Source organism: Streptomyces sp. NPDC020958 (assembly GCF_055562175.1).
Genome location: NZ_JBVHFU010000007.1, coordinates 229,456 through 255,325 on the forward strand (window position 1 = coordinate 229,456; position 25,870 = coordinate 255,325).

General features: G+C 72.6%; 25 protein-coding genes and 1 pseudogene. 12 read left to right on the forward strand and 14 right to left on the reverse strand.

Features of this window, described 5'->3' with window-relative positions; translation table 11 throughout:
- The first annotated feature begins 72 nt into the window (after positions 1-72).
- Positions 73-558, forward strand: a complete 486-nt coding sequence (locus ACZ3KP_RS22520) for a DUF5709 domain-containing protein (RefSeq protein WP_467501444.1) — start codon at positions 73-75, stop codon at positions 556-558.
- Between the two features lie 125 nt (positions 559-683).
- On the opposite strand, the gene ACZ3KP_RS22525 is transcribed toward ACZ3KP_RS22520, so the two are convergent.
- Complete coding sequence (locus ACZ3KP_RS22525) at positions 684-1,673, reverse strand: magnesium and cobalt transport protein CorA (protein ID WP_467501445.1); 990 nt, start codon at positions 1,671-1,673, stop codon at positions 684-686.
- A 101-nt stretch (positions 1,674-1,774) separates the two neighbouring features.
- Between ACZ3KP_RS22525 and ACZ3KP_RS22530 the strand changes: the two genes are divergently transcribed.
- From ACZ3KP_RS22530 to ACZ3KP_RS22545, 4 genes are all read left to right on the forward strand, one after another.
- The gene (locus tag ACZ3KP_RS22530; protein ID WP_467501446.1) at positions 1,775-2,839 is read left to right on the forward strand and encodes a YihY/virulence factor BrkB family protein; all 1,065 of its coding nucleotides are present in this window, start codon (positions 1,775-1,777) and stop codon (positions 2,837-2,839) included.
- Positions 2,840-3,007: 168 nt separating this feature from the next.
- On the forward strand, positions 3,008-3,379 hold the full coding sequence (locus tag ACZ3KP_RS22535; RefSeq protein ID WP_467501534.1) for a phage holin family protein: 372 nt from the start codon (positions 3,008-3,010) through the stop codon (positions 3,377-3,379).
- On the forward strand, positions 3,376-3,768 hold the full coding sequence (locus tag ACZ3KP_RS22540; RefSeq protein WP_467501447.1) for a DUF3618 domain-containing protein: 393 nt from the start codon (positions 3,376-3,378) through the stop codon (positions 3,766-3,768). The genes ACZ3KP_RS22535 and ACZ3KP_RS22540 overlap by 4 nt, the downstream gene beginning before the upstream one ends.
- Before the next feature lie 5 nt (positions 3,769-3,773).
- Complete coding sequence (locus ACZ3KP_RS22545; RefSeq protein ID WP_467501535.1) at positions 3,774-4,040, forward strand: DUF4235 domain-containing protein; 267 nt, start codon at positions 3,774-3,776, stop codon at positions 4,038-4,040.
- A 67-nt stretch (positions 4,041-4,107) separates the two neighbouring features.
- Here ACZ3KP_RS22545 and ACZ3KP_RS22550 read toward each other — a convergent pair whose 3' ends face one another.
- A complete protein-coding gene (locus ACZ3KP_RS22550; RefSeq protein WP_467501448.1) occupies positions 4,108-4,323 on the reverse strand; it encodes a DUF4177 domain-containing protein in 216 nt (71 codons plus the stop codon).
- A 105-nt stretch (positions 4,324-4,428) separates the two neighbouring features.
- Positions 4,429-4,635, reverse strand: a complete 207-nt coding sequence (locus ACZ3KP_RS22555; RefSeq protein WP_467501449.1) for a hypothetical protein — start codon at positions 4,633-4,635, stop codon at positions 4,429-4,431.
- Between the two features lie 392 nt (positions 4,636-5,027).
- On the opposite strand from ACZ3KP_RS22555, the gene ACZ3KP_RS22560 reads away from it, so the two are divergent.
- Positions 5,028-5,348, forward strand: coding sequence for an acetyl-CoA synthetase (locus ACZ3KP_RS22560; protein WP_467501450.1), 321 nt, complete (start codon positions 5,028-5,030; stop codon positions 5,346-5,348).
- Between the two features lie 45 nt (positions 5,349-5,393).
- On the opposite strand, the gene ACZ3KP_RS22565 is transcribed toward ACZ3KP_RS22560, so the two are convergent.
- The 3 genes from ACZ3KP_RS22565 to ACZ3KP_RS22575 form a co-directional block, all read right to left on the reverse strand.
- Entirely contained in the window at positions 5,394-8,033 is a 2,640-nt protein-coding gene (locus ACZ3KP_RS22565) for a WD40/YVTN/BNR-like repeat-containing protein (protein WP_467501451.1), read from the reverse strand.
- Between the two features lie 171 nt (positions 8,034-8,204).
- Complete coding sequence (locus tag ACZ3KP_RS22570; RefSeq protein ID WP_467501452.1) at positions 8,205-10,265, reverse strand: ATP-binding protein; 2,061 nt, start codon at positions 10,263-10,265, stop codon at positions 8,205-8,207.
- Positions 10,266-10,428: 163 nt separating this feature from the next.
- Positions 10,429-11,250, reverse strand: coding sequence for an oxygenase MpaB family protein (locus ACZ3KP_RS22575; RefSeq protein ID WP_467501536.1), 822 nt, complete (start codon positions 11,248-11,250; stop codon positions 10,429-10,431).
- Between the two features lie 166 nt (positions 11,251-11,416).
- Between ACZ3KP_RS22575 and ACZ3KP_RS22580 the strand changes: the two genes are divergently transcribed.
- Positions 11,417-11,590: a hypothetical protein gene (locus ACZ3KP_RS22580; RefSeq protein ID WP_165939525.1), complete on the forward strand. Its 174-nt coding sequence runs from the start codon at positions 11,417-11,419 to the stop codon at positions 11,588-11,590.
- Positions 11,591-11,611: 21 nt separating this feature from the next.
- Here ACZ3KP_RS22580 and ACZ3KP_RS22585 read toward each other — a convergent pair whose 3' ends face one another.
- The gene (locus ACZ3KP_RS22585; protein ID WP_467501453.1) at positions 11,612-12,865 is read right to left on the reverse strand and encodes a glycoside hydrolase family 3 N-terminal domain-containing protein; all 1,254 of its coding nucleotides are present in this window, start codon (positions 12,863-12,865) and stop codon (positions 11,612-11,614) included.
- 317 nt (positions 12,866-13,182) lie between these two features.
- On the opposite strand from ACZ3KP_RS22585, the gene ACZ3KP_RS22590 reads away from it, so the two are divergent.
- Positions 13,183-13,470, forward strand: coding sequence for a hypothetical protein (locus tag ACZ3KP_RS22590; protein ID WP_467501454.1), 288 nt, complete (start codon positions 13,183-13,185; stop codon positions 13,468-13,470).
- 45 nt (positions 13,471-13,515) lie between these two features.
- On the opposite strand, the gene ACZ3KP_RS22595 is transcribed toward ACZ3KP_RS22590, so the two are convergent.
- Positions 13,516-14,454 (reverse strand): L,D-transpeptidase, encoded by a 939-nt coding sequence (locus ACZ3KP_RS22595; protein WP_467501537.1) that lies wholly within the window; start codon positions 14,452-14,454, stop codon positions 13,516-13,518.
- A 489-nt stretch (positions 14,455-14,943) separates the two neighbouring features.
- Between ACZ3KP_RS22595 and ACZ3KP_RS22600 the strand changes: the two genes are divergently transcribed.
- Both ACZ3KP_RS22600 and ACZ3KP_RS22605 read left to right on the forward strand, forming a co-directional pair.
- The gene (locus ACZ3KP_RS22600; RefSeq protein WP_467501455.1) at positions 14,944-15,363 is read left to right on the forward strand and encodes a DUF485 domain-containing protein; all 420 of its coding nucleotides are present in this window, start codon (positions 14,944-14,946) and stop codon (positions 15,361-15,363) included.
- Positions 15,360-16,973: a sodium/solute symporter gene (locus ACZ3KP_RS22605; protein ID WP_467501456.1), complete on the forward strand. Its 1,614-nt coding sequence runs from the start codon at positions 15,360-15,362 to the stop codon at positions 16,971-16,973. Before ACZ3KP_RS22600 ends, ACZ3KP_RS22605 begins: the two co-directional genes overlap by 4 nt.
- 61 nt (positions 16,974-17,034) lie before the next feature.
- Here the strand turns inward: ACZ3KP_RS22605 and ACZ3KP_RS22610 are convergent, their stop codons facing one another.
- The 4 genes from ACZ3KP_RS22610 to ACZ3KP_RS22625 are packed head-to-tail and all read right to left on the reverse strand — an operon-like array spanning position 17,035 to position 21,132.
- The gene (locus tag ACZ3KP_RS22610; protein ID WP_467501457.1) at positions 17,035-18,048 is read right to left on the reverse strand and encodes a sugar phosphate isomerase/epimerase family protein; all 1,014 of its coding nucleotides are present in this window, start codon (positions 18,046-18,048) and stop codon (positions 17,035-17,037) included.
- Positions 18,045-19,220 (reverse strand): Gfo/Idh/MocA family protein, encoded by a 1,176-nt coding sequence (locus tag ACZ3KP_RS22615; RefSeq protein ID WP_467501458.1) that lies wholly within the window; start codon positions 19,218-19,220, stop codon positions 18,045-18,047. Before ACZ3KP_RS22615 ends, ACZ3KP_RS22610 begins: the two co-directional genes overlap by 4 nt.
- A complete protein-coding gene (locus ACZ3KP_RS22620; protein ID WP_467501459.1) occupies positions 19,217-20,335 on the reverse strand; it encodes a Gfo/Idh/MocA family protein in 1,119 nt (372 codons plus the stop codon). Before ACZ3KP_RS22620 ends, ACZ3KP_RS22615 begins: the two co-directional genes overlap by 4 nt.
- Complete coding sequence (locus ACZ3KP_RS22625; RefSeq protein WP_467501460.1) at positions 20,335-21,132, reverse strand: sugar phosphate isomerase/epimerase family protein; 798 nt, start codon at positions 21,130-21,132, stop codon at positions 20,335-20,337. Before ACZ3KP_RS22625 ends, ACZ3KP_RS22620 begins: the two co-directional genes overlap by 1 nt.
- An 82-nt stretch (positions 21,133-21,214) precedes the next feature.
- Here ACZ3KP_RS22625 and ACZ3KP_RS22630 point away from each other — a divergent pair, with 82 nt between their 5' ends.
- Positions 21,215-21,844, forward strand: coding sequence for a TetR/AcrR family transcriptional regulator (locus ACZ3KP_RS22630; RefSeq protein WP_467501461.1), 630 nt, complete (start codon positions 21,215-21,217; stop codon positions 21,842-21,844).
- Between the two features lie 48 nt (positions 21,845-21,892).
- Positions 21,893-22,557 (forward strand): annotated as a pseudogene (locus ACZ3KP_RS22635) (nitroreductase).
- An 11-nt stretch (positions 22,558-22,568) separates the two neighbouring features.
- On the opposite strand, the gene ACZ3KP_RS22640 reads toward ACZ3KP_RS22635, so the two are convergent.
- Positions 22,569-23,510, reverse strand: a complete 942-nt coding sequence (locus ACZ3KP_RS22640; protein ID WP_467501462.1) for an amidohydrolase family protein — start codon at positions 23,508-23,510, stop codon at positions 22,569-22,571.
- A 269-nt stretch (positions 23,511-23,779) separates the two neighbouring features.
- Positions 23,780-25,813: a CASTOR/POLLUX-related putative ion channel gene (locus tag ACZ3KP_RS22645; RefSeq protein WP_467501463.1), complete on the reverse strand. Its 2,034-nt coding sequence runs from the start codon at positions 25,811-25,813 to the stop codon at positions 23,780-23,782.
- Positions 25,814-25,870 lie beyond the last annotated feature (57 nt).

Consider the following 25,870-nt stretch of genomic DNA (forward strand, 5'->3'; position numbering starts at 1 on the left):
AGCGAGGCATGGAGCGGTCCCTCCTCGGTACATCGGAGGCAGGAATCACCGGCGAGCGAAGGAGGCTCGGAAATGAGCGACGAGAACATGGCGGACGACGTCTACCAGCCCGTCGGCGGCAACGAGGAGCAGGAGGACGCGGCCCCGCTGGACCTCCAGGACGCGATCGACGAACGTACCTACGACGATGTCCTCGACGAGGGGTACTCGCCGCCCGAGAAGCCCCTGGGCGTGACCCGGAAGGGGACGACGGCGGCCGAGCAGCACGAGGGCGAGTCGCTCGACGAGCGGCTGCGCCAGGAGGTCCCGGACGTGACGGCATCCGAGAGCGACGGTGTCGGGGACCTGCCCGAGGGTGACGGCGAGCCCCGCGACCCCGAGGTGGGCGACCGCCGCGCCGGGCGGCTGGTGGCGCCGGACGAGGGCGCACACCCGGACAGGACCGCGGAGGCGGTCGCCGAGGACAAGGGAGTGGACGGCGGCGCGGCGGGCGCCGAGGAGGCCGCGGTCCATGTCGTCCCGGAGGAGCCCTTGCCGCCCACCGTCTCCGAGGGCTGACAGCAGCGGCCCCTCTCCGACCGCTCCGCGCCGCACCCGGAGCGGTCGGGTATCCGTCCGACGCCGTCCCGGACCGGAGCGGTCGGGGTTCCGGGTTCGGCCGTCCGGGCGGGCGGCCCCCGGCCTCACAGCCAGCCGTTGCGGCGGAAGGCCCGGTACAGCCAGCCCGCGCCGAGGGCCATCACCGCCAGCGCGCACGGGTAGCCGTAGCGCCAGTCCAGCTCGGGCATGTGGGCGAAGTTCATGCCGTAGATCCCGGCGATCAGGGTGGGTACGGCGAAGATGGCCGCCCAGGCGCTGATCCGCCGCATGTCGTCGTTCTGCCAGGTGCCCACCGTCGCGAGGTGCGCGTCGAGGACCGACGTCAGCAGGTCGTCGAGCGCGTTCACTTCGGTGCCGGTGCGGGTGAGATGGTCGGCGACGTCGCGGAAGTACGGCACGAGCTCCCGCGGCCGTTCCTCCCCGGCCACGGTCAGCGACTGCACGACGGGGAGCAGGGGCTGGACCGCGTCACGGAACTCCACGACCTCGCGTTTCAGCGAGTAGATCCGCTCGGTGAGATCCTGGCGGACCGGTGAGAACACGCACCGTTCCAGCTCGGTCAGATCCGACCGCACCTGGGCGGCCGCCTCGGCGTAGGCGTCGACGACGACGTCCACCACCGCGTGCAGGACGCCGGCCGGCCCGAGCCCGGCCATGTCCGGCTGCTCCGCGAGCCGGCGGGCCGCGTCTGCGGCGGGGTCGCTCGCACCGTGGCGGACGGTCAGCGCGAAGGACGGCCCGAGGAAGATCATCACTTCGCCGGTCTCCACGTCGGCGGTCCGCTCGACGAACCACAGCGTCTTCACGGCGACCGCGAGCACCTCGCCGTAGCGCTCCTGCTTCGGGCGTTGGTGGGCCTGGATCGCGTCCTCGACGGCGAGCGGATGCAGGTTCAGATGCTTGCCGAGCCGTTCGAGTTCCTCCTGGGAGGGGTCGGTCACCCGGATCCAGGCGAACTCGTCCGGCGCCAGTGCGGCCAGGCGGTCCGTCGCCGCCGCGCATCCCGCGTCCGCCTGGTCGCAGTCGATCCGCTCGCAGGCGCCCGTCCGTTTCTGGTGGATCTCACACTCCATGCCTTCCTGAGTGCTTCCGCGAGCGCGTTCCATGCCTCCCCGCACCGATTCCGGCACCGCTCGGCCGCGTAGCCGGGGCGCGGAGGGGTTACCCGGTGCGTATGCAGAGGCTTCGTGTTCCATGGCGCAAGGCACACCCGGACGGCGGCGAGGACCCGGGACGCGGGATACCGACGCCCGAGGAGGCGGGGCCCGGACCCGACGTCGAACGGCGCGCGCCGGAGACGCCGGCGAAACTCCCGAAGCGGGCCTGGGGCGCCGTCCTCAAAGGGGCCCTGCGCGAGTTCAAGGACGACGAGCTGACCGATCGCGCGGCTGCCCTGACGTACTACGGGGTGCTGTCGCTGTTCCCCGCCCTGCTGGTGCTGGTCTCCTTGTTGGGCATCGCCGGCCGGTCGACCACCACCGCGGTGCTCGACAACGTGCGGCAGCTGGCGCCGGGCCCGGCCCGGGACATCCTCACCCGTGCCGTGGAGCAGTTGCAGGGCAAGGCCGGTGCAGGGTCGGTCATCGCGGTCGTCGGCCTGGTCCTGGCGCTCTGGTCGGCCTCCGGCTACGTCGCGGCGTTCATCCGCGCCGCGAACACGGTCTACGACATGCCGGAGGGCCGTCCGCTGTGGAAGATCCTCCCCCTGCGCGTGCTGCTCACCTTCGTCCTCATGGTGATGGCGGTGGCCAGCGGTCTGATCGTGGTCTTCACCGGCGGGATCGCCCGTCAGGCCGGCACCGCCCTCGGCATCGGGGACGGCGCGCTGGCGGTGTGGTCGATCGCCAAGTGGCCGGTCCTCGTCCTCCTGGTGACCGTGATGATCGCGGTGCTGTACTGGGCCAGCCCCAACGCGAAGGTGAAGGGCTTCCGGTGGATCACGCCGGGCAGTTTCGTCGCTCTGCTGCTCTGGCTGGTCGCCTCCGGGGGTTTCGCGTTCTACGTCGCCGGTTTCGCCTCCTACAACAAGACCTACGGCACAATGGCGGGCGTCGTCGTGTTTCTCGTGTGGCTGTGGCTCACCAACCTGGCCGTGCTGCTGGGGCTGGAGTTCGATGCCGAGACCGCGCGCCAGCGGGCCGTCGCGGGCGGCCTGCCGCCGGAGGCGGAGCCGTACACCGAGCCCCGCTCGACCCGGACGTGGGACGAGGAGGACGTCCGCAGGCTGGACGAGGCCTGATCCTGTCCTGAACCCGGTCGTTCGGGGTACTCGCGCGTTCGTCGGACCGCCGGGCGTGCGTGCCGGGCGGGCAGCAACGGACAGGGACGGGAGGTGAGCGGTGTGTCGGGCACGCAGCCGCACCATGCGGCAACGGGCCGGAGCACGGACCGCTTCGACCAGGAGCCGGTGAGCGAACTGGTACAGCGGGCCTCGCAGCAGCTGACGGAGCTGGTGCGCGGTGAACTGAGGCTGGCGCAGGCCGAGATGAAGGAGAAGGGCAAGCGCTACGGCAAGGGGGGCGGCCTGTTCGGCGGCGCCGGTGTCGTGGGCTTCCTGACGCTCCAGGCACTGGTGGCCAGTGTGATCGCCGCGCTGTCGGTGGCGCTGCCGGTGTGGGAGGCGGGGCTGATCGTCACGGCGGTCCTCGGTGTGATCGCCGCGGTGCTGGCCAGAAGCGGAAGGAAGCAGGTCGGGCGGGCCGCACCGGTCAAGCCCGAGCAGACCGTCGAGAACGTGAAGGCCGACGTGGCCGTGATCAAGGAGAGTGCGCACCGATGACCCAGCCTCCGCACGACGAACCCACCGCCGCCGACCCCCAGGAACTGCGGGAGCAGGTCGAGCAGACCCGCGCCGAACTCGGGGAGACGGTCCAGGCCCTGGCGGCGAAGACCGATGTCAGGGCCCGGGCGCGGCAGAAGGGCGCCGAGGTCAGGGAGCAGGCTGCCGTGAAGGGCGGGCAGCTGAAGGAGCAGGCTGCCGTGAAGGCCGGGGAACTGAGGGCGAAGGCCGTCGACGTGGCCCACCAGACCCAGGAGCGGCTGCCCGACCCCGTCCGGGACAGGGCCGTACAGGGGGCACGGCTGGCCCAGGACAACCGCAAGGTGCTGCTGACGGTGGCGGGTGCCGCCGTGGTGGTCTGGATGGCCTGCCGCCGGAAGAAGGGGTGAGCGGGGTGAAGGTGTCGAAGGTCGCCTACAAGCCGGTGGGGCTGGCTCTCGGCCTCCTCGGCGGTCTGGCCGCCGGCGCGCTGTTCAAGCAGACGTGGAAGGTGCTCGGTCACGACGAGGACGCTCCGGACGCCACGGACGAGGACCGGTCGTGGCGCGAGGTCCTGCTCGCGGCGGCGCTCCAGGGCGCGATCTTCTCGGTGGTGAAGGCGGCCGTGGACCGCGCGGGAGCCACCGGCGTACGCAGCCTGACCGGGAGCTGGCCCGGCTGACGTGCAGTCCCGGAGCACCGCGGGCGCGGAGGTGCCGGCCCGGTCCGGGTCGGCACCTCCACTGCGGTCAGACGCGCGGACGCTCGAAGGTCAGCAGCAGGCCCTCCACGGCGCCGGGGCCGATCCGGCCCTTCACGTCGGCGGACGTGATGGCCTTGAGCGCCCAGCCGTCCTCGGCGTGCTTGTTGAGGACCTTCTCCAGCTTGTCGCTGTCCAGCGCGTCGCCGATCAGCGACTCCCGGAAGGTGACGACCTTGTATTCGTAGGTGTGGGCGCTGCTCATGACGACGGGGTCCTCCTGGCGGCCGAGCCGGGTCGGGGTGGAAGTGGCCAGGGCAAGACAATCATCCCGGGTGCCGCCGCGTACCGACGGCCCCGGTTTTCGGGCTCATTTGGTACGGGGCGTGTCCCGCAGGCCGCCGGCCATGGACGTGGCGGCCGCGTCGAGACCGGCCACCGCGGCCCTGGGCAACGCGTCCGCGACCTTGGTGGCCAGGTCGCGGGACGGGCCGGGAGCGGTACCGTCCGCGTGGGCGGGGGCGGCGAGAGCCACGCCGGTCAGGGCGAGCGCGGCAGCAGTGATGATCCTCTTCATGCTCTGAGGAACGACCGTCCCCGGCTCGGGACACGACCGGCGGACCACGGACTCCGGCGCCCCGTGAGGCTTGCCCGGGGCGGGGCGTGGCGCGGAGCATGCTCGTGGGCACACGGGCGGCGACAGGGAGGTGCGGGATGCGGTGGTGGGCCGGCGGGGGTGCGGTGGTCGCGGTGTTCGTCCTGGCCGCGTGCGGCACGTCGGGCGGTGGCGGGAGCACGGGGAGCGGTCCGTCCGGAACTCCCGCCGCGGGGCCGTCCGGGAGCCCTTCGGTGAGGCCGTCGGGGGGTCCCTCGGCGAGGTCTTCGTCCGCGGTCCCGTCCGCCGGTGCCACCCGGGCGGCTCCCCACGGTTCGGCGAGCCCTTCGGCCACCGGGTGTGTCGCGGGGCGGGTGGAGGTCTCGGTCGCCGCGGGCGGGCCGGTCCGGCGGCAGCTGTGCGTCCGGCCGGGGACCGTCGTCTCCCTGGTCCTGCGGCCCCGGACGGACGACCGGCGCTGGACGGGCGTGCACAGTTCCGCGCCGGCCCTCGTCGTGGTGTCGGGATGGCGGTTGGACGCGGACGGCACCGCCCGTGCCTCGCTGCGGTCCGCCGGCACCCGGGGCGGCGGCGCCGCCGTCACCGCGTCGGCGAAGGCACCGGATGTGGCGGGTGCGGCACGGGTCGCGTTCACGCTCGACGTGACCGTCGTCCCGTACGCGCGGGAGGGGTGACCCCGCAAGACCGGGGCCACCCCTCGTTCCACCGCACGGCCGGTGTCAGCGGCAGTCGCGCACCTTGACGGTGTAGATGCCGCGGCCGTGCGTGGCCGCGTACAGCGTGCCGCCGTCGGGGCCCAGCTTGAGCTGGAGCACGGCGACGGCCGGAAGGCTGCCGACGCGCTGCCACCTGGTGCGCCCCGGGGCGCGGTAGACGACGCCGAGATCGGTGGCGACGGCCAGGCCGCCGTTCGGCAGGACGATCGCCGAGTTCGTCGGCACGTCGGGGAGGTTCGCGGAGACGTCCTTCCAGGTGGTGCCGCCGTCGGTGGACTCGAAGACGTGGCCGACGCCCGCGCCGGGGCCCTCCGTCCAGTGCCGGGAGAAGCCGTTGACGGCGAGGAAGACGTGGTCGGCGTCCTTCGGGTCGACGGCGAAGCCGCTGAGGTAGCGGTTCGGTACGGTGCCGTCCACCGGCAGGGTGATGTCGTGCCAGCCGGTGCCGTCCGCGTTGCCGACGGAGATGCCGCGGGCGAAGCCCTGGTTGTTGCAGGGGCCGCACCAGGCCGCGTAGACCTTGCCGCCCGAGGCGGCCACGGCGGTCGCGGTGCGCCCGGCGCCGAGGTCGTACACGCTCTTCCACTCGGATCCGCTGCGGATGGCGTAGCCGTGGGTCTGCACCCAGATGTGCCGACCGCCGGCGATCCACGTCGACGCGTTCTTCAGGTCCGCGGCGAGCGGGGCGATGAAGCGGGCCTCGCTGGTGGCGTTGTCGGCCGGGGCGACGTTGTACGACGTGGCCTTGGTGGCGTCGGTGCTCCAGCTGCCGTCGTTCACGGCGCAGTTCTGGGTGATCTGGATGGCGAGGTAGACGTATTCCTCCGCCAGGTTGCAGCCGTTGGCCGGGTCGGTGAGGGTGTCGCCGCCGTCGCCGCCGAAGTCGGAGCCCATCACCGTGTCGTTGCTGCGCAGGACGGACTGGCCGTTGTCCTGCAGGCCGCCGGTGACGGAGACGCCGCCGTAGGTCAGGTCCTTGCCGATGCCGACCGAGTAGTACTGGAGGGTGTCGATGGTGCCGTCGTTGAGGGAGGTCCAGTCGGTGGCGTGGCCGGAGGCGTCCTGGGTGCCGTCGACGGGGCGCCTGTAGGCGCCGCCGTCGTTGCCGACGTAGACGAAGCTCTTGCCGTGGTAGCGGCCGATGGCGACGCCGTGCTGGTCGGAGTGGGTGGTCTGGTTGCAGTCGCCGGTCTGTTTGGACGGGTCGATGGACCAGCAGGAGAAGCCGAAGTTCCAGTAGGGGCCGACGGTCGACCAGGTGGCGCCGCCGTCCTTGGTCTCGTAGACCTCCTCGAGCCCCGCGTACACGTGCTTCGGGTCGCTCGGGTCGACGGTCAGGAACTGGTTGTACCAGGCCTGCACGCCCGGCATGTAGCCGCTGGAGGTGAGCGCGGAGCCGTCGGCGGCCAGGCCCTTGTAGTCGGCGATCCTCGTCCAGGGACCGAACGGCGAGGCGGCGCTGTAGATGCCCTCCAGACCACTGTCCGGGTTGGTGTTCAGCTGCTCCGGCGACTCGTCGATGGCGTAGTAGCGGGAGCCGTCGGCGGACCGGGCGAAGGTGACGTTGCCGACGTTGTCCGCGTCGGTCGGCAGATCACCGAAGCCGCTGCTGATGCGGGTCCAGGTGCCGTCGGCGCCTTTGGTGTAGAAGCCGTTGTAGTCGTCGCCGCTGCGCCAGCCGACCGCGAGTATCACCTTCGCGGGGTCCTTGGGGTCGATCGCGATGTCGTTGGCGATGTTCTTGTACGCGGCCGAGGGGTCGCTCGCCAGCGAACCGCCCGGGAGGTAGTCCGGGTTGGGGGCGAACTCGAGTTTCCACGCACCCTTGAGGGTCTTCGTGGAGTGACTCCACACGCCCTCGCTGGTGGCCGCCCACACCTTGCCGCCGCCGAAGCGGAGTTCGTGGATGGTGGTGGACTCCAGTTCGTCGCCGCCGACCCGGCCGCGGGTGGAGAAGGTGCCGTGGTGCGGGTCGGACAGGACGTAGACGCCGCTGCCGAGGTAGGCGTCCGCGTTGGTGGTCGCCTCGCCGGTGCCCAGCCACAGCCGCCCCGCGCCGTCGAGCGCGAGCGCGCCGGTGGACTGCGACGGGAGGTTGTCGCTGATGGGCTTCCAGTGGCCGCCGCCCCGCCCGGACCGCCATACGCCGCCGCCCGCGCTGCCCGCGTAGACGTAACCGTCGTCGTCCGCGGCCATCGCGGCCATGCGGCCGGTGACGTTGCCGGAGCCGCCGCTGGAGTTGGAGTCGATGTCCCGGTAGCGGGAGTCGTCGGAGTTGTACGGCAGGTCGGTGATGTTGCGCCAACTTCCGCCGGTGCTCGGCAGGTCGGTCAGGGCATTCCACGCGGCGCCGTAGGCGCCGGGTGCGACGATGCCGGGTGAGGTGCGGGCCTCGGCGTACTGGTCCGCGCCCTCGGCGATCTCGTCCGCTTCGTTGCCGCCGTCGTCGTCCTCGGCCTTCACCTTGGGGCTGACGGTACCGACCGACTGCGCGCGCTCGGCGGCGAGTCGAGCGAGGGTGCGTGCTCCGAAAGGAGCCTTGCCGCCGCCGGACGCGGCACCCGCGGGTGTCGTGACGAGTGCGGCGGAAGCGGTGATGGCACAGATCGTGAGCCATCGTCTCTTGCGGGTTGGTGCTGGCACCGGAACCTCCCGAAAGGGCCTTGATTCAGCCTTCGTGGGAGACCTGATCACAACCGGCCAACACCGTACGTCATTTGGACAACTCTTTGAACGGAACCTGACACCACCATCGATACGGCCCCACGGCCCGCCCGGGACCGGCACAGCCCCAGGGTCGGCTCGCCCCGGGCCTCACTCGTCCGGGACGGGTCCGCCGTCCGCCCCCCAGGCGACCAGCGCGCGTGCGTCGCCGGCGGTCGCCCGGTCGAAGGTCCGGTCGTACCGGCTCCTGCCCAGGTTGCGTACGAGCCTGTTCTCGCACGCGCCGCGCAGCGCCGCGATCTCCGGCGTGCCGCGTTGCGGGTGACCGACCGTGTCCCAGAAGCGGGCCGCCGCGCCGAAGGCGTAGGCGGCCGCGGGTTCGTCCCCGGTGTCGGCCAGGGCGATGGCGAGGAGGTCCATGACCATGGCGATCCCGAAGGCGTCCCCGATGTGCCGCTTGGCGTCGAGGGCGGCCCGCGCGTGGCCCACGGCGTGGTCCGCGCGCCCTTCGAGGTGGGCGATGAGGGCCAGTTGGTGTTCCGCGTAGGAGCGGGTCCAGTGTTCGTCCAGGGCCGCGCAGACGTCGCGCAGTTCGAGCGCCTCGTGCCGGGCGCGGTCCAGCCGACCGGAGCCGGTGAGGCCGAAGACGTGGACCAGCCGGCCCAGCGCGGCCGCGGCGGTCGGCCGCCGCGGCAGGGGCGCTCCGGAGCCGTGCTTCAGCGTCTCGACACCGCTCGCCGCGGCGAGGGGACGCCCTTCCAGCAGGTGCAGCAGGCCCTCCAGGTAGGCGACCCGGCCCAGCCCCTCGGCGTCGCGGGCGGCCGTGGCGGCGCGTCGGCACGCGGCGGCCGTCGCGTGCGCCGCCCGGTGCTCGCCCTGCAGCGTGAGGGTCAGGCCCAGGCTCCACAGGCCCCGCACCCATGTCCCGTCCGGCGTCTCGGAGGGCGGCGCGGTCGACGGTGCGGTGGACGGCGCGATGGCCTTCTCCAGGTACTGGCGGGCCTCGTACAGGTAGCCGGAGCAGACCCAGAAGAAGGTGACATTGCCGATCAGCTCCAGTGCGGCGGCCCGGTCGGTCGCCAGGAGATGGTCGGCCGCCAGCCGGATGTCCGCGTGCAGGAGCCAGATCTGCCGGTACCAGCCGCGCTGGGCCGGGCCGAACCACTCCCGGTGGGCCTGCCGCGTGCGGGCCAGGACGTACTCGGCATGACGCCGTGCCGTCTCCCGCTCAGCGCCCAGTTCGGCCAGCCACATCCGCCCGTACTCTCGGACGGCGTCCAGCATCCGGTACCTGCCGTCCTTGCGGACGACCACGGACTTGTCGCACAGCGCGGCGAGCGTCGGTGCGACCCGGTCCGGCGGCAGCGGGCCGCCGCCGGCCAGCTGCCTCGCCGTCTCGGCGTCGAAGGAGCCGGGCAGGAACGACAGCCGTGCCCACAGCAGCCGTTCCAGCGGGGCGCACAGCTCGTGGCTCCAGCCGATCGTGGTGCGCAGGGCCGCGTGCCGGGGTGGCCTGGCCCGCGCCGGTGCCGCGGGCAGGTCGACCGCCGCGTACGGGCCCGCACACAGCCGCGGCAGCGACACGCTGCGTAACTGTGCGGCCGCGAGTTCCAACGCCAGTGGCAGCCGGTCGAGTTGGTCGCACAGGCGCGCGGCCGTGCGGTGGTCGGCGTCGTTCTTGAGCGGGCTGCCCGCCGCCGCGGCGCGGTCCGCGAACAGGGCCACCGCCTCCCGCACCGAGGTGAGCGGCTCGATCTCGACCACCCTCTCGGCGCGGACCCGCAGCGGCTCTCTGCTGGTGGCGAGGACTCTCAGGTTCGGACAGACCGTCAGCAGGTCGCCCACCAGGTCCCGGCACTCGGCGGGCAGGTGTTCGCACGAGTCGAGGACCAACAGCGTGGCGCGGTCGCCGACCCACGCGCAGATCGCTTCCGCCGGGAGCCGCGCGGTGTGGTCGGACAGCCCGAGCGCGTGCGCGACGGTCGCCGCGAGGAGCTCCGCGTTGCGCAGTGGCGACAGGTCCGCCCAGCCGACTCCGTCCTCGGCCGCTCCCCGCGAGGTCACGATCCGCCGGGCGAGCCGGGTCTTGCCCACGCCTCCCGCACCGCTGAGGGTGACCAGCCGGTTCTCCCGCATCGCCGCACCGATCACGCCGAGTTCCGCCACCCGGCCGATGAAGGAGGTTTCCTCGTCCCACGCCATCCACGCCATGCCCACATCCTGGTGGGCGAGCCGGCGTGCGGCGCGCAGATGCGGCATTGCCCGGTGGCCGGGGTTCCCGGCGCCTACTCTGGGAAAGCCGCCCTGGCGGGCCGCCGGGGTTCACTCACGTGAGTGAACCGGTGCGCGGCCGGATTCCACCCGTGGCCCTCCGTCAGGCGGCGCCCGGTGGCGGTTTCATGGCCCAGCGGATGGTGCGGGTGAGCAGGTGGCCGGCCGGGCGGACCGTGATGTCCTCCACGAGCGCGAGACGCGGCAGCCGCAGCAGCGTCCGGGCCCAGGAGGGCAGCAGGGTCACGGCGTTGGCGGCCAGGACGCCGTACAGCGGACGGACCGGCAGCGGCAGCGGCGGTTCCAGGAGCAGGAAGCGTGCCGCGGCACGGGCCTGCGGGGTGGCCCTGAGCTCGGGCCGGTAGGCGGCCAGCCGGACGGACAGGGCTTGGCGGTCGCGCGGCGGATCGTTCACACCGAGTGCCTCCGCCACCCGCGCGGTGTCGGCGACGTAGGCGTCGTACCCGGCCGGGTCCAGCGGGCTTGAGCCGTAGCGCTCGTGCGCGCGCAGGAAGCACTCCGTCTCGGCCGCGTGCACCCAGCCGAGCAGCCGGGGGTCGGCCGCGTGGTACGGCTCCCCCTGCGGCGTGCTCCCGCGGACCTTCTCGTGGATGGCCCGCACCTGGTCGACCGCGGCCTGGGCGTCGTCGGCCACGCCGTAGGTGGTCACCGCGAGGAACGCGCTGGTGCGTTGCAGCCGGCCCCAGGGGTCCCCGCGGTAACCCGAGTGCGCGGCGACGGCGGCCATCGCGAGGGGGTGCAGGGACTGCAGGAGGAGGGCGCCGAGGCCGCCGACGAACATCGCCGCGTCGCCGTGCACGACGCGGATCGGACGGCCGGGAGTGAACCAGCGCGGGCCCGGGGTCTCGTGGATGCGGGCGCGGACCGCGGGTCCGTCGGGGCCCGCCACCCGGCGGAAGAGCATCGCGCCCAGGGACGCGCGGACATCCGGCACCACGGCTCGCCACCCTTCCTCGGCTCCTGCATGGTTTCACCGGCCCCCCGGGCCTGTCACCCCCGTCCGGCGGTGCCTGGCTTGTGAAGGTGATGTGCGGGCAGACGGGATGCAGGCTACTGAGAGGAGACTGATCATGCTCGGTCTGGTGGGGGCGGCCCTGTTCTTCATCGCCTTCCTGATCAACGCGGCGAACATCGGCACCAACGACGTGTTCACGTCCACGAACGTGATGCTGCTGGGTCTGACGGCCCTGGCTCTGCACGTCGCGGGCATCGGCACGGGCTGGAGGTACGGCGGCCGGCGCTGACCCGGGGCGTGTACCCGGTGCTCAGCCGCAGCTGAGCCGTCCCGCGTTCGCCTTGGCCGTCAGGATGCGGTGCACCGAGGCGGCGACCTTGGCGCGGAAGGCGGCGTCCGTCGCCATCCGGGACTGCACCGCCTGCGCCATCGCCGGGACGGTCGACGGCTTCACGGTGAGGACCATGTCGCCGCCCGCGGAGACGAAGTCCACCGCGCGCTGACCCGCGGGGTACGCGCGTACCGCGACGGCCTGACCGATGTCGTCGGAGATGACGACGCCCTTGAAGCCGAACTGGGTGCGCAGGAGCTTGTTGATGACGGTCGGGGAGAACACGGCCAGGTGCGCCGGATCGATCTTGGTGTACTTCGCCGAGGAGATCATCACGAACGGCGCACCGGCCGCGATCCCGCTGCGGAACGGCGCGAGGCTCGCGCTGGAGGTCGTGGTGACCGAGTCGACGACGTTCGCCGTGGTGTCGGTGTTGCCGATGACCTGGCCCAGCCCGGGGAAGTGCTTGAAGGTGGTCATGACTCCGGCGTCCCGGAAGCCCGTGGCGAAGGCGCCGCTGTGCGAGGTGACGACGCCGGGGGTGTGACCGAATTCGCGGTGGTAGCGGCCGATGGGGGCGTTGCGCGTCCCGAGGGAGGCCGGCACCACGTCGGCGACCGGCGCGAGGTCCAGATCGAGCCCCGCCGCCTTGAGCTGCCTGGCCCAGGTGGCGGCGCGGCCGCGCAGTGTCGTCGTGCTCCACGTGCCCTGGGTCAGGGCGCTGGGGATGACGGAGAAGCCGGGGCCGTTGAGCACCTGGACCTGGCCGCCCTCCTGATCGGTCGACACGATCATCCCGACCTGGCGGCCGCCGACCGTGTCCGCCTGCTTGCGGATGCCGTCGACGATCCTCTTCGTGGCCGCGGTGCCGGCGGAGCTGCGGCCCGTCAGCATGACCGAGCCCACGTGGTAGGTGCGCAGGGTGCGCAGGTCCGTGGCGCTCGGGGCGTTGGCGGCGACGCCGCCCATGAAGAGCTGGCCGACCCGCTGCGCGTCGGTCATGCCCCCGTAGACCTTGTCGACGCAACTGGTGGCCGCCGTGGCGGACGCCTGCGACGCGACGGCCCCCGCCGTGGCCCCGTGACCCGCGTCGGGCACGCGGTGCGCGGACTCACCCGCGGCCGGCAGGGTGCACGCGCCGGTGGCGAGCAGGGTGGTGGCGAGACCGACGGCGGTACGCCGCAGCCGGGCGGCGGAGCGGCCGCCCGCGCGCCGACGGACAGGTGTAGCCATGGTGCGCTCCTGACTCCTCGGGTGCAGGACACGGGCCGGCGGCCCGGCACGCGCCCGGCGAACCGCCACGCTCCCACACGCTACGCCGAACGAGTGCCGGGTGCGCGCTGTGCACCACGCCCCGCACCCCGACCGACGGCACCGAACAGGCACAACGCGGCCCCACAGAGCGCTGTCCGGCGGACCTTGAGCACCCTGCGCGTGGACGGCGACAATGTGACCGTCTTCGGACCGGGCGTCACTCGCGTTCCGGACTCTTGCGATCGGAGCGGAGCGACACCATGGCATGGGTAGTAGGAACGGGCGCGGTCTTGGGGATGCTGGCGATCGTATCGGGAATCGTCACGCTCCGGACGGGGTGGATCCTGCCCACGGCGCGCCGCCACGTCACCAGGCCTCACCTCCACGGTCTTGGTGCCCTGCTCATGGGCATCTCCGTCGCTTTGCAGGGCCTCCTCCACTTTCGAGTCCTGCCGGGCGTTTCCTGGGAGGCTCGCTTCTTCGGCGGGAACGCCCTCCTGCTTGCCGGGCTGCTCCTGATTGCCCTCAGCCAGCTCCTGCCGCTCCGCCCGAGCCGGGATCACACCGATCCCTCAGGCGTCTGAAGGACGGCGCAGGCAGCCGGTCGGTGCCGGTCCCTTACCGATGGGTCACAGGGTCGCGGTGGTTCCCGCGCCGGAGGCGCTGCCCGCGAGCCACTGGGACCAGTCCACGTTGAAGTCGGCGTAGCCGTTGTCGGCGGGGGCCTTGCCGCGGGGGGAGCCGGTGATGGTGACGGGGTCGCCCTGCTTGACCTGGCCGTAGAACCACTTGGCGTCCGACATGGACAGGTGGACGCAGCCGTGCGAGCCGCGTGCGCTGCCGCTGCCCGGGTAGGGGTCGCCGGTCGAGTAGTGCACGTAGGTGCCGGACTGGGTCAGGTGGACGTCCCAGGGCAGCGTCAGGTCGTAGTAGTTGGGGCTGCCCTTGTCACAGCTGATGCCGACGCTGCAGGAGGTCATGTGGACCTTCTCCTGCTTGTCGATGACGGCCATCGTGCCGTCCCACGTCGGGTACTGGGCGCTGCCCGCGTTGATCGACAGAGTGCGCAGCGTCCGGCCGTTGCGGGTCACCTTCATGGTGTGGCCGGTCACCGAGACGTCGGCACGGACGTCGTCGCCGATCGTGAAGGAGTGCGTGTAATTGTGCACGCCGTAGCGCCCGTTGCCGTTGCCGACGCCCGTCATGTCGGCGTCGATGCGCACCTTCGTGCCGGACGGCCAGTAGGTCTTCGGCCGCCAGTCGGCACGCCGGTCGCCCATCCAGTGCCAGGCGCCCTGCACCGCCTGCGAGGCGCTCACCTTCATGTGCTTCTCGACGGTCGCCCGCGCCTTCTCCGCCACCGGGTTCGTGAAGATCACCGAGATCGGCATGGCCACGCCGACCGTGGTGCCGGTCTGCGGAGTGATCGTCTCCAGCAGCATCGGCGGTCCCGCCGGCTTCGTGGGTGAAGGCGACGCGCTTACGCTCGGCTTCTGCGACGCCTTCGCGTCCTGCCCGCCCGCCTTGTCGCTGCTGCCCCCGCCGCAGGCGCTCACGCCCACCAGCATCGCGACTGTGCCGAGTGCGATTCCTATGCCGCCCGTGCGCCGTCCCACGCCCTGCCTCACTCTTCTCGCTTTTTTCGCTCTACGGTCCCGAAGGCCCCCACTGTCTGTGGGACTCCGTCAGCCCCGGTCCGGGTTCCGCGTGGCGCGTAAAGCATGGATCAAGAATCGTCCTGCGGACGCGGACCGGCCGATACCCGGGTGCCCCAGGTGTGCGACGGCGCACATTCCGAACGATTCGCGCCACCCCGCGCTCCCGTAATGCTTCATCACTCCGTGCCGAAGATCCCACGGTCAGGTCCGCGTGCTGTGGATCGCCCGCCGCGAGCCGGGTCGTACCTCTGGCGGACCGCGCCCGCGCCGGGGACCATGGCGCCCTGCTCACCCCACGTCGACGCGCGCGATGCCGCGTCCCGGACGACCGGCGCCACCCTGTCCCCCGCACGCGGTCCGTTGCGCACCGGACCCGGGCCCCCAGCAGGAGGTGCCGAAATGTCTCACGACGTCCCCGAGTTACCCGCGGCCCAGTCCTCGTACGACCGCCCGCTCCCCAGTTGGTCGGCCGGCCGGGATACGGTCGGCGTCCTCGCGCGCAGTCCGCGCTCCGGTGCCCACCGCACCCTGCGCCTGCTGCGGCGTGCGTACCGGTGGCACCGGCGGGTGGCGACCTTCACCGCACTGGGATACTTCGTCGTCTTCCTCACCCTGACCGTCAAGGCCCCGTCCCTGATGGCCCGTCCCGGCCCCGGCGACCTGCCGACCGGGCTGGTCCTGGCCCTGGCCCAGATCCCCGTCACCTGGCTGGCCGTCCTCCTCTACGAAGCCGCGGCCCGCAGGTTCGTCGATCCCCTCGCGCGCCGGGCCCGCCGCCAGGCGCGGGTGCCCGCACCGGACCAGGAGCAGGCGTCGTGACGGAGTTCAGTGGTGCCGCCCAGTCCTGGTCCCTCGTCGCGTTCTGCTCGGTCGTCGCGCTCACCCTGCTGCTGTGCGTGCTCACCGGTCCGGAGGCGGACGACCTCGCCGAGTTCTACACCGGTTACCGGTCCCTGTCGCCGCTGCGCAACGGACTGGCCGTCGCCGGTGACTACATCTCCGCCGCCACCGTCCTCACCATCGGAGGGATCATCGCCCTGTGCGGCTACGACGGGATCGTCCTGGCCCTCAGCGCCCTGCTGTCCCTGCTGTTGCTGATGTTCCTGCTGGCTGAACCCCTGCACAACACCGGCCGTTACACCATGGGGGACGCACTGGCACATCGCCATCCGGCGCGCTCGGTACGCGTGACGGCCTGTCTGGTCACGCTCGCCGCGCTCGTGCCGATGATGGTCGTCCAGCTCGCCGGGGTCGGTGAACTCCTGGCGTACGTGCTCGGGTTCGGCGACCCGGCCATGAAGGAGGCGTGCGTGGCCGGGGCCGGCGTCCTCATGATCAGTTACGCGGCGCTGGGCGGGATGCCCGGCACCGCGCTGGTCCAGATCTTCAAGACCGTGGCCCTGCTCGGCTCCGGGCTGGTCGTGAGCTTCCTGCTGCTGCGGATGTTCCACTGGCAGCCGCAGGCCCTGTTCCACGCGGCGGCTCGGAACAGCGGTGCCGGCCCCGCCTATCTGACCTGGGGCCTGCAGTACTCCAGCAGTCCGCACCCCGCGCTCGACATGGCCAGCACCCAGTGCGCCGTGGTGCTGGGCGGTGCCTGCCTGCCCCACGTCACCATGCGGATGTACACCGCGGGCACCCCGCGCCAGGTCCGCCGGGCGATGTCCTGGGCGGTCTCCTCGGTGACCCTGTTCATCCTGATGCTCACGCTGATCTGCACCGGCGCGACCGCACTCGTCGGTCACGACCGCATCGCCGCCGCCGACGCGCACGGCACGACCGCCTACCTCCTGGGTGCCCGCGCCGCGTTCGGGACGACGCTGTCGCGGCCGGAGAGCCTGCTGTTCGCCACCGTCACCACCGCCGTCTTCCTCACCCTGCTCGCCTCGGTCGCGAGCATGACCCTCGCCTGCGCCAACACCCTCGCCCACGACCTGACCGCGTCCCGGGCCACTCCCCCGGCACCGCCCAGGGAACTCGCCATCGCCCGGGGCAGCGCCCTGCTCGTGGGGGTCCCCACCGTCGTACTGGCCGTCCTCGCCCAGCACCGCAGCCTCCAGCCGCTGGCGACGGTCTCCTTCACCCTCGGGGCGTCAGCGATCGCCCCGGCGCTCCTCTACAGCCTCTTCTGGCGCCGCTACACCCGCAGGGCGCTGCTCGCCACCCTCGTGGTGGGTTCCGTGAGCGTCCTCGCCCTGACCCCGGGCACCACCCTGGTCTCCGGGACACCGCTGTCCGCCTTCCCCGAAGCGGACTTCGCCTGGTTCCCGTACAACACGCCGGCCCTCGTGTCCGTACCCGCGGGCTTCCTCGCCGGCTGGCTCACCACCGTGCTGTCCGGCCGGCGGGCCACCGACCGCGAACGCAGCCGCTACGAAGCCCACGAACACCACCTGCTCACCGGCGCTCCCCCGGGCCCGTCGTCCTAGGTCCGCCGGGCCGCCGCACCGCCGACCGGCCGGACGTGGGGCCGGGGGCCCGGCGTGACCGTCACTGGTTGCTGAAGGCCGCGTCGAAGGACGCCTTCGGCTTGGGCCACAGCAGTGACCGTACGAAGGTCACCGCCTCGGCGGCGCCGTGCAGGCGGTCCATGCCGGCGTCCTCCCACTCGATCGAGACGGGGCCGGTGTATCCGATGGACTCCAGGGCGCGGAAGGCGTCCTCCCAGGGGACGTCCCCGTGGCCGGTGGAGACGAAGTCCCAGCCCCTGCGCGGATCACCCCAGGGCTGGTGCGAGCCGAGGACCCCGGCGCGCCCGTTGCGCGGGCGCAGCCGGGTGTCCTTGCAGTCGACGTGGTAGATGCGGTCCTTGAAGTCGGTGATGAACCCGACCGGGTCGATGTTCTGCCACATCATGTGGCTGGGGTCCCAGTTGAAGCCGAAGGCCTCCCGGTGGCCGATCGCCTCCAGGGCACGAACGCTGGTCCAGTAGTCGTAGGCGATCTCGCCGGGGTGGACCTCGTGGGCGAAGCGCACTCCCTCCGCGTCGAACACGTCGAGGATCGGGTTCCAGCGGGTGGCGAAGTCCTCGTAGCCCGCGTCGATGACGGCGGCGGGGACCGGCGGGAACATGGCGACGTAGGGCCAGATGGCGGAGCCGGTGAAGCCGACGACGGTGTCGACGCCGAGTTTGCGGGCCACCCGCGCCGCCCGCTTCATGTCCTCGGCGGCGCGCTGCCTGACCCCTTCCGCGTCGCCGTCGCCCCATACGTAGGGGCGCAGGATGGCCTGGTGCCGGAAGTCGATGGGGGCGTCGCAGACCGCCTGGCCCGCGAGGTGGTTGGAGATGGCGTGGACCGTGAGGCCGTGCCGGTCGAGGATCTCCAGGCGGGAGGCCGCGTAGGCGTCGTCCTCGTCGGCGCGCCGGAGGTCCAGGTGGTCTCCCGAGGCGGCGATCTCCAGTCCGTCGTAGCCCCACTGGGCGGCGAGCCGGGCGACCTCCTCGAAGGGGAGGTCGGCCCACTGCCCGGTGAACAGGGTGACGGGGTGGGTGGCTGCGGTCATGCGGGGTCCTCCGTCTCGGGGGCGGTCTCGATCCAGGCGCCGCGCCGGGCGGCGGAGGCCAGGACGGCCTCGGTGAGGCGGGCGGCACGCAGTCCGTCGGCGAACGTCGGCAGCCCTTCGGGGTGTTCGCCCCGTACGGCGCTGTACACGTCGGTGACGAACGCCGTGAAGGCGTCCTGGTAGCCCAGGGCGTGTCCGGGCGGCAGCACCGACAGGCGGGCGGAGTCGGGGGCCGCGGTGGCGGGGTCGCGCAGGAGGAGCTGTGCTCCTTCGCGGCTGCCGATCCACAGTTCCTCGGGGCGTTCCTGTTCGAAGCGCACGCTGCGGCGGGTGCCGTGGAGTTCGAGGGTGAGGCTGTTCTTGCGGCCGGGGGCGAGTTGGCTGACGAGCAGGGTGCCGAGCGCTCCGTCGGCCAGTTCGACGAGGAGCGCGGCGGTGTCCTCGTTGGTGACCTCGGTGGCGCCGCGCCGGCCGAAGACGGTGCGGGTGCGGGCGGCGAGGCGGTGGATGCGTTGTCCGGAGACGAACTCCACCAGGTCGCACAGGTGGGAGCCGATGTCGGCGAACGCCCGGGAGGCGCCGCCGGCCTGCGGGTCGGCGCGCCAGTTGGTGTCGCCGGGGTCCAGGAGCCAGTCCTGGAGGTAGGCGGCGTCCAGGGTGAGGACGGTGCCGAGCTGTCCGTCCGCCACGAGGGCGCGGGCCTGGCGTGCCATCGGGTGATAGCGGTACACGAAGGGGACCGCGGCGACCCGGCCGGCCTCATGGGCGGCGCGGACCAGTGCTTCGGCGTCCGCCACCGTGGTCGCCAGGGGTTTCTCACAGATGACGTGGGCGCCCGCGGCCAGCGCCGCCAGGGTGTGCTCGGTGTGCAGGGTGTTGGGGCTGCACACGTGCACGATGTCGAGGTCGCCGGCCGCGGTGAGGCTACGGGCGTCGGTCTCGGGGCGCTCCACACCGAGGTCCCGTGCGGCCCGCTCGCCACGTTCGGGCGTGGAACTCGCGAGGGCGGCCAACTGCGCGCCGGCGGCCCGGCTCGCCCGGGTGTGCACGGCCGCCATGAAGCCACCACCGATGAATCCGGCGCGCAGGGGGGCGGTGGGGAGCGGACGCGGCCGGACCGCATCGGAGTGGGCCGCGCAGTCCGGGGAGCCGGCGGGCCTGGGGTCGGTCACAGGGTGGCTCCGTAGGGGTCGCGGTCCTCGGGGACGAGCGGTATCTCGGGGGCCGCGCTGTCGAGGTGGACCGTCTCGCCGGACATGACCGCGTCGTCGATGGCCATCATGGTGTCGAGGACGTGGTACCCGAGGCCCCCGCTGGCGATGTGCGGCTGTCCTCCACGGATCGCCCGCGCCATGTCCAGGACACCGAGGCCACGGCCGCCCTCGACGCCGACGAGCGGGACGGTCGACCACTCCGGGTCCCGGCCTCCCTGCGGCACCCGCGTGATCCTGACCTCGCCGCCGAAGGTGTTGGGGTCGGGCAGCACCAGTGTGCCCTCGGAGCCGGTGATCTCGACGAACCCGGTGCGGGTGAGCGGGGAGTCGAAGCTGAACACGCTCTGGCCGACGCCGCCGCCCTGGAACTGGGTGAGCGCGGCGACATGGGTGGGTACGTCGACGGTGAACTCGGTGCCCGCGCGCTCCCCGCTGCGCACCGTACGGACCGGGCGCGCGGTCGAGCCGAGCGCGGCGACCCGGGAGACCGAGCCGAACAGGCAGACGAGGGCGGTGAGGTAGTAGGGCCCCATGTCGAAGAGGGGGCCGGCGCCCTTGGCGAACAGGAACTCGGGGTTCGGGTGCCAGTGGTCGGGGCCCGCGTACTGCATGACGGTCTGCGCGGACAGCGGGGTGCCGATGTCGCCGCGGGCGACGGCCCGCAGGGCGGTCTGGAGGCCGGGCCCGAGGATCGTGTCGGGGGCGACTCCGACCCGCAGGCCGGCCGCGGCCGCCTGGTCGAGCAGGGCGCGGGCGTCGGCCCGGTCCACCGCGATCGGTTTCTCGGACCAGACGTGCCGGCCGGCGGCGAGGATCGCCGAACTGACCTGGGCGTGCGCCGCGGGCACGGTCAGGTTGACGATGATCTCCGTGTCCGGGTGGGCGAGGACGTCCGCCGCCGTTCCCCACTCGGCGACGCCGTACTTGCGGGCCTGGCTCTCTGCGCGGGCGGTGTCGAGGTCGCCGACGACCGCCACGTGCAGGTCGGGGAAGCGGGTGAGGCTGGTCAGGTACTGGTCGCTGATGTTGCCGGCGCCGATGACCCCGACGCCGACCGGACGGTGTGCGGTCATCAGGCGATGCCCTTCCCGTTCAGGTAGGAGACACCCGTCGCGATGCCCTCGAAGATGTCGCCGTCGTAGTGGTCGAACTCGATGACGGCGTACTCGGCGTGGGGAGCCGCTTCCAGCGCGGCGGCCAGCGGGATCTGCCCCCGGCCCGCCGCGACCTGGCGGGTGTCCGCGGGGTCGAAGGGTGCGCCTGAGGTGAACGGGTCGTCGATCACGGGGCCGTCCTTGATGTGCAGGGCCCGCACCCGGGGGCCCAGTCGGCCGAGCAGGGCGACGACGTCGTAGCCGCCGGCCGCGGCCCAGAACAGGTCTACTTCCAGGGCGACTTCGGGGTTCAGGAGGTCCGCGAAGCGGTCGAAGGCGTTGACGCCGCCCACGGTGTGCACGAACTCCTGGGAGTGGTTGTGGTAGCCGACCCGCAGCCCGTGCTCGGCGGCGCGTTCCGCGGCCTCGTTCAGCAGGGCGGCGGTGCGGGCGATCTCCTCCTCGTCGGCCCACCGGGAGGCCGGCACGAACGGGTCGAAGAGGATCTCCACGCCCAGGCGCCGGGCGGCCCGGAACGTGTCGTCGAGGTCGGGCGCGGAGGCGCCGTCGGGCGACAGGAAACCGGCGTGTCCGGTCCGCGCGGTCAGGCCGTGCCGGGCGAGTGCGTCGGCGAGTTCGCCGGCGCGATGCACGAAGCCGAAGGCCTCGACGTTGGTCAGTCCCAGAGCGGCCAGACGGCCGAGGGTGGCGTCTTCGTCGGCTTCCAGGGCCTGGCGTACGGAGTAGAGCTGAACCGACAACTGTGGTGTCGACAAGGGGAACTCCTCTCGTGGCGGACCGCCGGGAACAGAATACCGACAGGGCTGATGGTTTCTAGGGGTCGTTAGCATCTCGTCCATGGCAAGGGAGACGGCGCGGCCGGGGGCGGCCCCACGGAACTACCCCAAGGGGGAGCGCCGGCGCGCCCAGATCATCGAGGCCGCGTTCGCCGCCTTCGGGCAGGTGGGCTACCGCAACGCGAGCATGGTCCAGCTCGCCGCCGCCTGCGGTGTCTCACGTGCGGGGCTGCTGCACCACTTCCCGACCAAGGAGTCGCTCCTGGCGGCGGTCCTGGAGGAACGCGACCGTCAGGACGGGGAGCACTTCCTGGATTCGGGAGCGCTCAGCCAGGACGGCCTGGCGTACTTCGCCGGCATGCTCAGGCTCGTCGCGCACAACCAGGCCAACCCCCTCCTCGTGAGCCTGTTCGCGGTGCTGTCCGCCGAGGCCACCGCGACGGACCACCCGGCACGTCCGTACTTCGTCGAACGCTACGCACGGACCCGCGCCGAGATGCAGTCGGCCGTCGACGACCTGGCACGGCGCGGGCTGCTGCGCCCGCACGTGGACGCGTCGCGGCTGGCGGCGGATCTGGTCGCGTTCATCGACGGCCTGCAGGTCCAGTGGCTGCTCAGCCCGGACCTGATCGACATGCCGGAGCACCTGCGCGCGGTACTGCGCAGCTTCATCGACGTGGAACTCCCCTAGCTTCCCGCTGGTGCCCGCAACGTCTCCTCTCCGGAAGGTCTGATCGGCATGGATGTGTACGAGGCGGTGGGCAGCCGCCGGGCGGTACGGGCGTTCAGTGACCGGCCGGTGCCCCGCGAGGTGCTCGAACGGATGCCGGCGGGGCGGCGCGGGCACCGTCGAGCGGGAACCTCCAGCCCTGGCGGGTGTACGTGGTGTCCGGCGAGCCGCTTGCCGAGCTGAAGCGGCGGGCCACGGCCAGGGCGCCGGCCGGTGACCCGGGTGACGAGCGGGAGTACCCGATGTACCCCGCAGACCTGGCCGCGCCGTACCGGGACCGCTTCGCCGCCGCGGCCGCGCAGCGGTACGCGGCGCTCGGCATCGAACGCCACGACCCCGACCGGCCGGTGAGGATCGCCGCGCTGAACTCGGGGGCGTTCGGGGCGCCGGTGGTGCTGTTCTGCCACCTCGACCGGGCGATGGGCCCGGGGCAGTGGGCGGACGCCGGGATGTACCTGCAGACGGTCATGCTCCTGTTGAGGGCGGAGGGGCTGCACAGCTGCCCGCAGGTGATGTGGACCATGTATCACAGGACGGTCGGCCGACTGGCCGGCGCCGCGGACGGACTCGTGCTGCTCTGCGGGGTCGCGGTGGGCTTCGAGCAGGCAGGCGCGCCTCAGGTGCGCACGGACCGGGCGGACATGACGGAGACGGTGACCTTCGTCGGGTCGTGACGGCGTCCCGCTCACACTCCGAACAGGCGTGCCGCGTTGTCGTGGCACACCGCGCGCAGCCACTGCGGCCCCAGGTCCAGGCGCTCCAGCGCGTGCAGCTGGTGCACGTACGGATAGGGGATGTTGGGGAAGTCGGAGCCGAGCAGGACGCGGTCGCCCAGGGCGGCGATCCTGGGCAGGGCGCGGCGCGGGAAGGGCATGAACCGCTCGGTGAAGTCGGTGAACGCCATCGTGGTGTCCAGGCGCACCTCCTCGTACCTTTCGGCGAGGCCGAGGAACTCCTCGTACTCGGGCATCCCCAGATGCGCGACGATCAGCCGCAGCCGCGGATGCCTCGCCAGTATCCGTGCGATCGGCGCGGGGCCGGTGTGCTTGCCGGGTGCGGGGCCCGAGCCGCAGTGGATCACCACGGGGATCCCGGCGTCGGCCAGCACCGCCCAGGCCGCGTCGAGGAGTTCGTCGGCCGGATCGTACGCGCCCACCTGGACGTGCGCCTTGAACACCCGGGCGCCCGCTTCGACGGCCGCGCGCACGTAGGCGTCCACACCGGGCTCGGGGAAGAGCGTCGCCGTGTGCAGGCAGTCCGGGGTACGGCCGGCGAAGTCGGCGGCCCAGGCGTTCAGCCAGGTCGCCATGCCGGGCTTGTGCGGGTAGAGCATCGAGGTGAAGGCACGGACGCCGAACTCCCCGAGCAGCGCGGCCCGTTCCTCCTCCGCCTTGCGGTAGGTGATCGGCCACTGAAGTCCGCCGACCAGGGGGCCGTTGGTGTCGAAGTAGTTCCAGACCTTGTGCAGGACGCGCTCGGGCATGAAGTGCGTGTGGACGTCGATCAGTGCCGGTAGGCCGAGCCGCTCCCGGAAGCGGCGGATCTCTGCGGCCTCCGCCGCCGAGGCCCCGTCGCCCACGGGAGTCTGCCGGGCAGTGTCGGCCGAGGCCGTGCGGTGATCGTTCATACCGCCCACGATCGGTGCCGGAACGCCACGAGTCCAGCCCTTCCGGCCGTCCCCACAGCAACGCGAAGGGCCCGTCCACTTGCGGACGGGCCCTTCCACCGAGCGCCGGGCAGGCCTTGCACCTGCATTTCCCCGCAGGAAGCGGGGCGTCTTTCCTTGGACCACCAACGCGACACCGGACGCCGGGATTTCACGGCGACCAGCTCGTGATCAATACTACCGCATCCGCCGGGCCCTCCGTTCCGCCCCGAGTCCAACGGTCCGAGCCCTCAGTCCGACTCCTCGACCCGTTCCGGTCTCTGGGCGGGCAGGGCGGGGGGCGGGGCGTCGGTGCCGGTGTCCGCGCCGCCGTGGCGGCCCGGTCCCGCCGTCAGCACCAGGACCTGGTCCCCGGCATGCCACACGCGGCGTTCCGACGTGCCGGGGCAGAGCAGGACGCCGTCGTGCGGACGGGCCCGGTGCGGGTCGTGCGCGTGGTAGCCGATCGCGCTCTCGCCGCGGTCCAGCGCGGCCGCGACCACCGTGGCGAACGCCGCCTCGTGACCGGGCAGTACGTAGTGGGCGGCGGGACGCAGGGCGAGTGCTCCACCCCGCCTGGCGAAGATCTCCTCGAAGACGGCGGCCAGTTCGGGGTTGTGCACGATCTGCGCCATGAGCAGGGCGGTGAGTTCACCGTGGACGAGGGCGTGCGAGGCGGGGCCGAGCGGAGCGACGGTCCGGCTGCGGTGGTCGCGCAGCTCGGCCACCACGGGCAGCACCCGGCCCGTCCGCTCCTCCCAGGAGCGCAGGGTCAGCAGCGCCAACAAGGTGCGCTCGTCGGGTCGTTCGGTCCCCTTCTCCGCGTCCGAGCCCAGCGCCATGACGCTGTCGTAGGCGGACAGGTCGAAGCCGTCCAGGGCGTCGGGGGCGGCCAGGTCGCGGGTGTGGTGCGTGACGGTGAGCGGCGCGTCCCCGGGACGGTTCCGTGACCAGGGGGATCCGGGTCCGGCGGCATCGGACGCCGCGTCGGTGACCACGTCGAGGACCGAGCCCGGCCGTGCGGTCCCGCGCAGGGCGTCCACGACCATCGGGGCACGGCGGTTCCATCCGAGCAGCAACAGCCGTGCGGGGGGCTCCGGGACGGGTGCGGACGGTGCGAGCGCCGTGGTGTCGACCCGTGCCCAGCGGTCCGTGAGCGGGGCGGTCCGGTCGTCGTGGGCGACGGTGACCAGGCGGTCCCCCGGTGCCAGGACGGTGTGCGGCGCGGGTGTGAGCAGCGGGCGGCCGTCCGGGCGCAGCAGCCCGACGGCACAGGACCCCGCCAGGCGCAGTGCCACCTCCTCGAAGGAGAGTCCCACCGCTTCCGGGACGTCGGTCACATGGAACTCGGCTCCGGAGAAGTCGAGCAGATCGCGCAGTGCCGTGGGCATCCCCGGGCACCGCGCCGCCTGGACGAGGAGCCGTGCCGCGGCGAGGTCCGTCTCCAGGACGGTTCCGCGCGGTCCGGCGGCGAGCCGTGCGGCGGGCACGTAGCGCCCGTCGTGCACGGCGGCGACGACCCGCGGAGCGCTCCGTCCGTCGTCGGTGCCGAGCAGGGTACGCAGCGCCAGCAAGGTGCGGACGACCGTGAGATCGCCGTCGGAGTCGTCGGCGGGCAGCACCACCACCGCTCGGGCCGCGTCCGGGGTCACCAGGGTCAGAGCGTCGGGGTCGGTGGGCACGCCGGTGCGGCAGATGAGCCGGACGCGGTCGGTGACCTCGAGGGCGGCCGTGAGCGCGGCGTGCATGTGGGCGGGGTCCCGGTCGGCCAGCACGGTGACGACATGCCGTGCGCGGGCCGAGCGCCCACGCCGGGACCGGTCGGCTCCGGCCCGGCCGGCGATCAGTTCGGATACCACCGTGAAGATCTGGTCGGTCCAGCCGAGCACCACGTCGTGGTCGCGCTCCAGTACGCGCGAGCGGCCGTGCCGGAGCTCGGTGAGCCGGTCGCCGAGTCCGGTGGTGACCACTCCGACGACCGTCGACACGCACAGCAGGGCGATGAGACCGAGCAGGACGGACAGCAGCATCCGCGCCGGGGTGCCCGCCACCGCTCCGAGCCGGAGCGTCTCCGCGCTGGTGCGCCACACCTGGGTGAGACGGCCGGTGACGGAGCGCGGCGCGGCGGGGTCCGTCCACACCAGGAGGGTGCTGACGGGCAGGACGACCGCCAGACAGCACAGGGCGAGCCAGCCGAGCAGTGTTCCCGTGCTGCGGGCGAGCGTCCTGTCGAACAGGTACCGCGCCCGGTGCCGTAACGGAGTCCGCTCCTGCCTTCGTGCCACGTCCGCCCCCTGGTTCGCGCGTATGCCTCGGCGACTTGAAGGGTGCCGGGTGCCCGG

Excerpts from the sequence above, each read along its gene's own strand:
- ACZ3KP_RS22630 (WP_467501461.1), top strand. The coding sequence starts at position 21,215 with ATGGCAAGGGAGACGGCGCGGCCGGGGGCGGCCCCACGGAACTACCCC.
- ACZ3KP_RS22580 (WP_165939525.1), top strand. The coding sequence starts at position 11,417 with ATGCTCGGTCTGGTGGGGGCGGCCCTGTTCTTCATCGCCTTCCTGATC.
- ACZ3KP_RS22525 (WP_467501445.1), bottom strand. The coding sequence starts at position 1,673 with ATGGAGTGTGAGATCCACCAGAAACGGACGGGCGCCTGCGAGCGGATC.
- ACZ3KP_RS22540 (WP_467501447.1), top strand. The coding sequence starts at position 3,376 with ATGACCCAGCCTCCGCACGACGAACCCACCGCCGCCGACCCCCAGGAA.
- ACZ3KP_RS22555 (WP_467501449.1), bottom strand. The coding sequence starts at position 4,635 with ATGAAGAGGATCATCACTGCTGCCGCGCTCGCCCTGACCGGCGTGGCT.
- ACZ3KP_RS22620 (WP_467501459.1), bottom strand. The coding sequence starts at position 20,335 with ATGACCGCACACCGTCCGGTCGGCGTCGGGGTCATCGGCGCCGGCAAC.
- ACZ3KP_RS22585 (WP_467501453.1), bottom strand. The coding sequence starts at position 12,865 with ATGGCTACACCTGTCCGTCGGCGCGCGGGCGGCCGCTCCGCCGCCCGG.
- ACZ3KP_RS22570 (WP_467501452.1), bottom strand. The coding sequence starts at position 10,265 with ATGGCGTGGATGGCGTGGGACGAGGAAACCTCCTTCATCGGCCGGGTG.
- ACZ3KP_RS22595 (WP_467501537.1), bottom strand. The coding sequence starts at position 14,454 with ATGCTGGTGGGCGTGAGCGCCTGCGGCGGGGGCAGCAGCGACAAGGCG.
- ACZ3KP_RS22610 (WP_467501457.1), bottom strand. The coding sequence starts at position 18,048 with ATGACCGCAGCCACCCACCCCGTCACCCTGTTCACCGGGCAGTGGGCC.
- ACZ3KP_RS22520 (WP_467501444.1), top strand. The coding sequence starts at position 73 with ATGAGCGACGAGAACATGGCGGACGACGTCTACCAGCCCGTCGGCGGC.
- ACZ3KP_RS22575 (WP_467501536.1), bottom strand. The coding sequence starts at position 11,250 with ATGCTCTTCCGCCGGGTGGCGGGCCCCGACGGACCCGCGGTCCGCGCC.
- ACZ3KP_RS22590 (WP_467501454.1), top strand. The coding sequence starts at position 13,183 with ATGCTGGCGATCGTATCGGGAATCGTCACGCTCCGGACGGGGTGGATC.
- ACZ3KP_RS22600 (WP_467501455.1), top strand. The coding sequence starts at position 14,944 with ATGTCTCACGACGTCCCCGAGTTACCCGCGGCCCAGTCCTCGTACGAC.
- ACZ3KP_RS22550 (WP_467501448.1), bottom strand. The coding sequence starts at position 4,323 with ATGAGCAGCGCCCACACCTACGAATACAAGGTCGTCACCTTCCGGGAG.
- ACZ3KP_RS22530 (WP_467501446.1), top strand. The coding sequence starts at position 1,775 with ATGCAGAGGCTTCGTGTTCCATGGCGCAAGGCACACCCGGACGGCGGC.
- ACZ3KP_RS22640 (WP_467501462.1), bottom strand. The coding sequence starts at position 23,510 with ATGAACGATCACCGCACGGCCTCGGCCGACACTGCCCGGCAGACTCCC.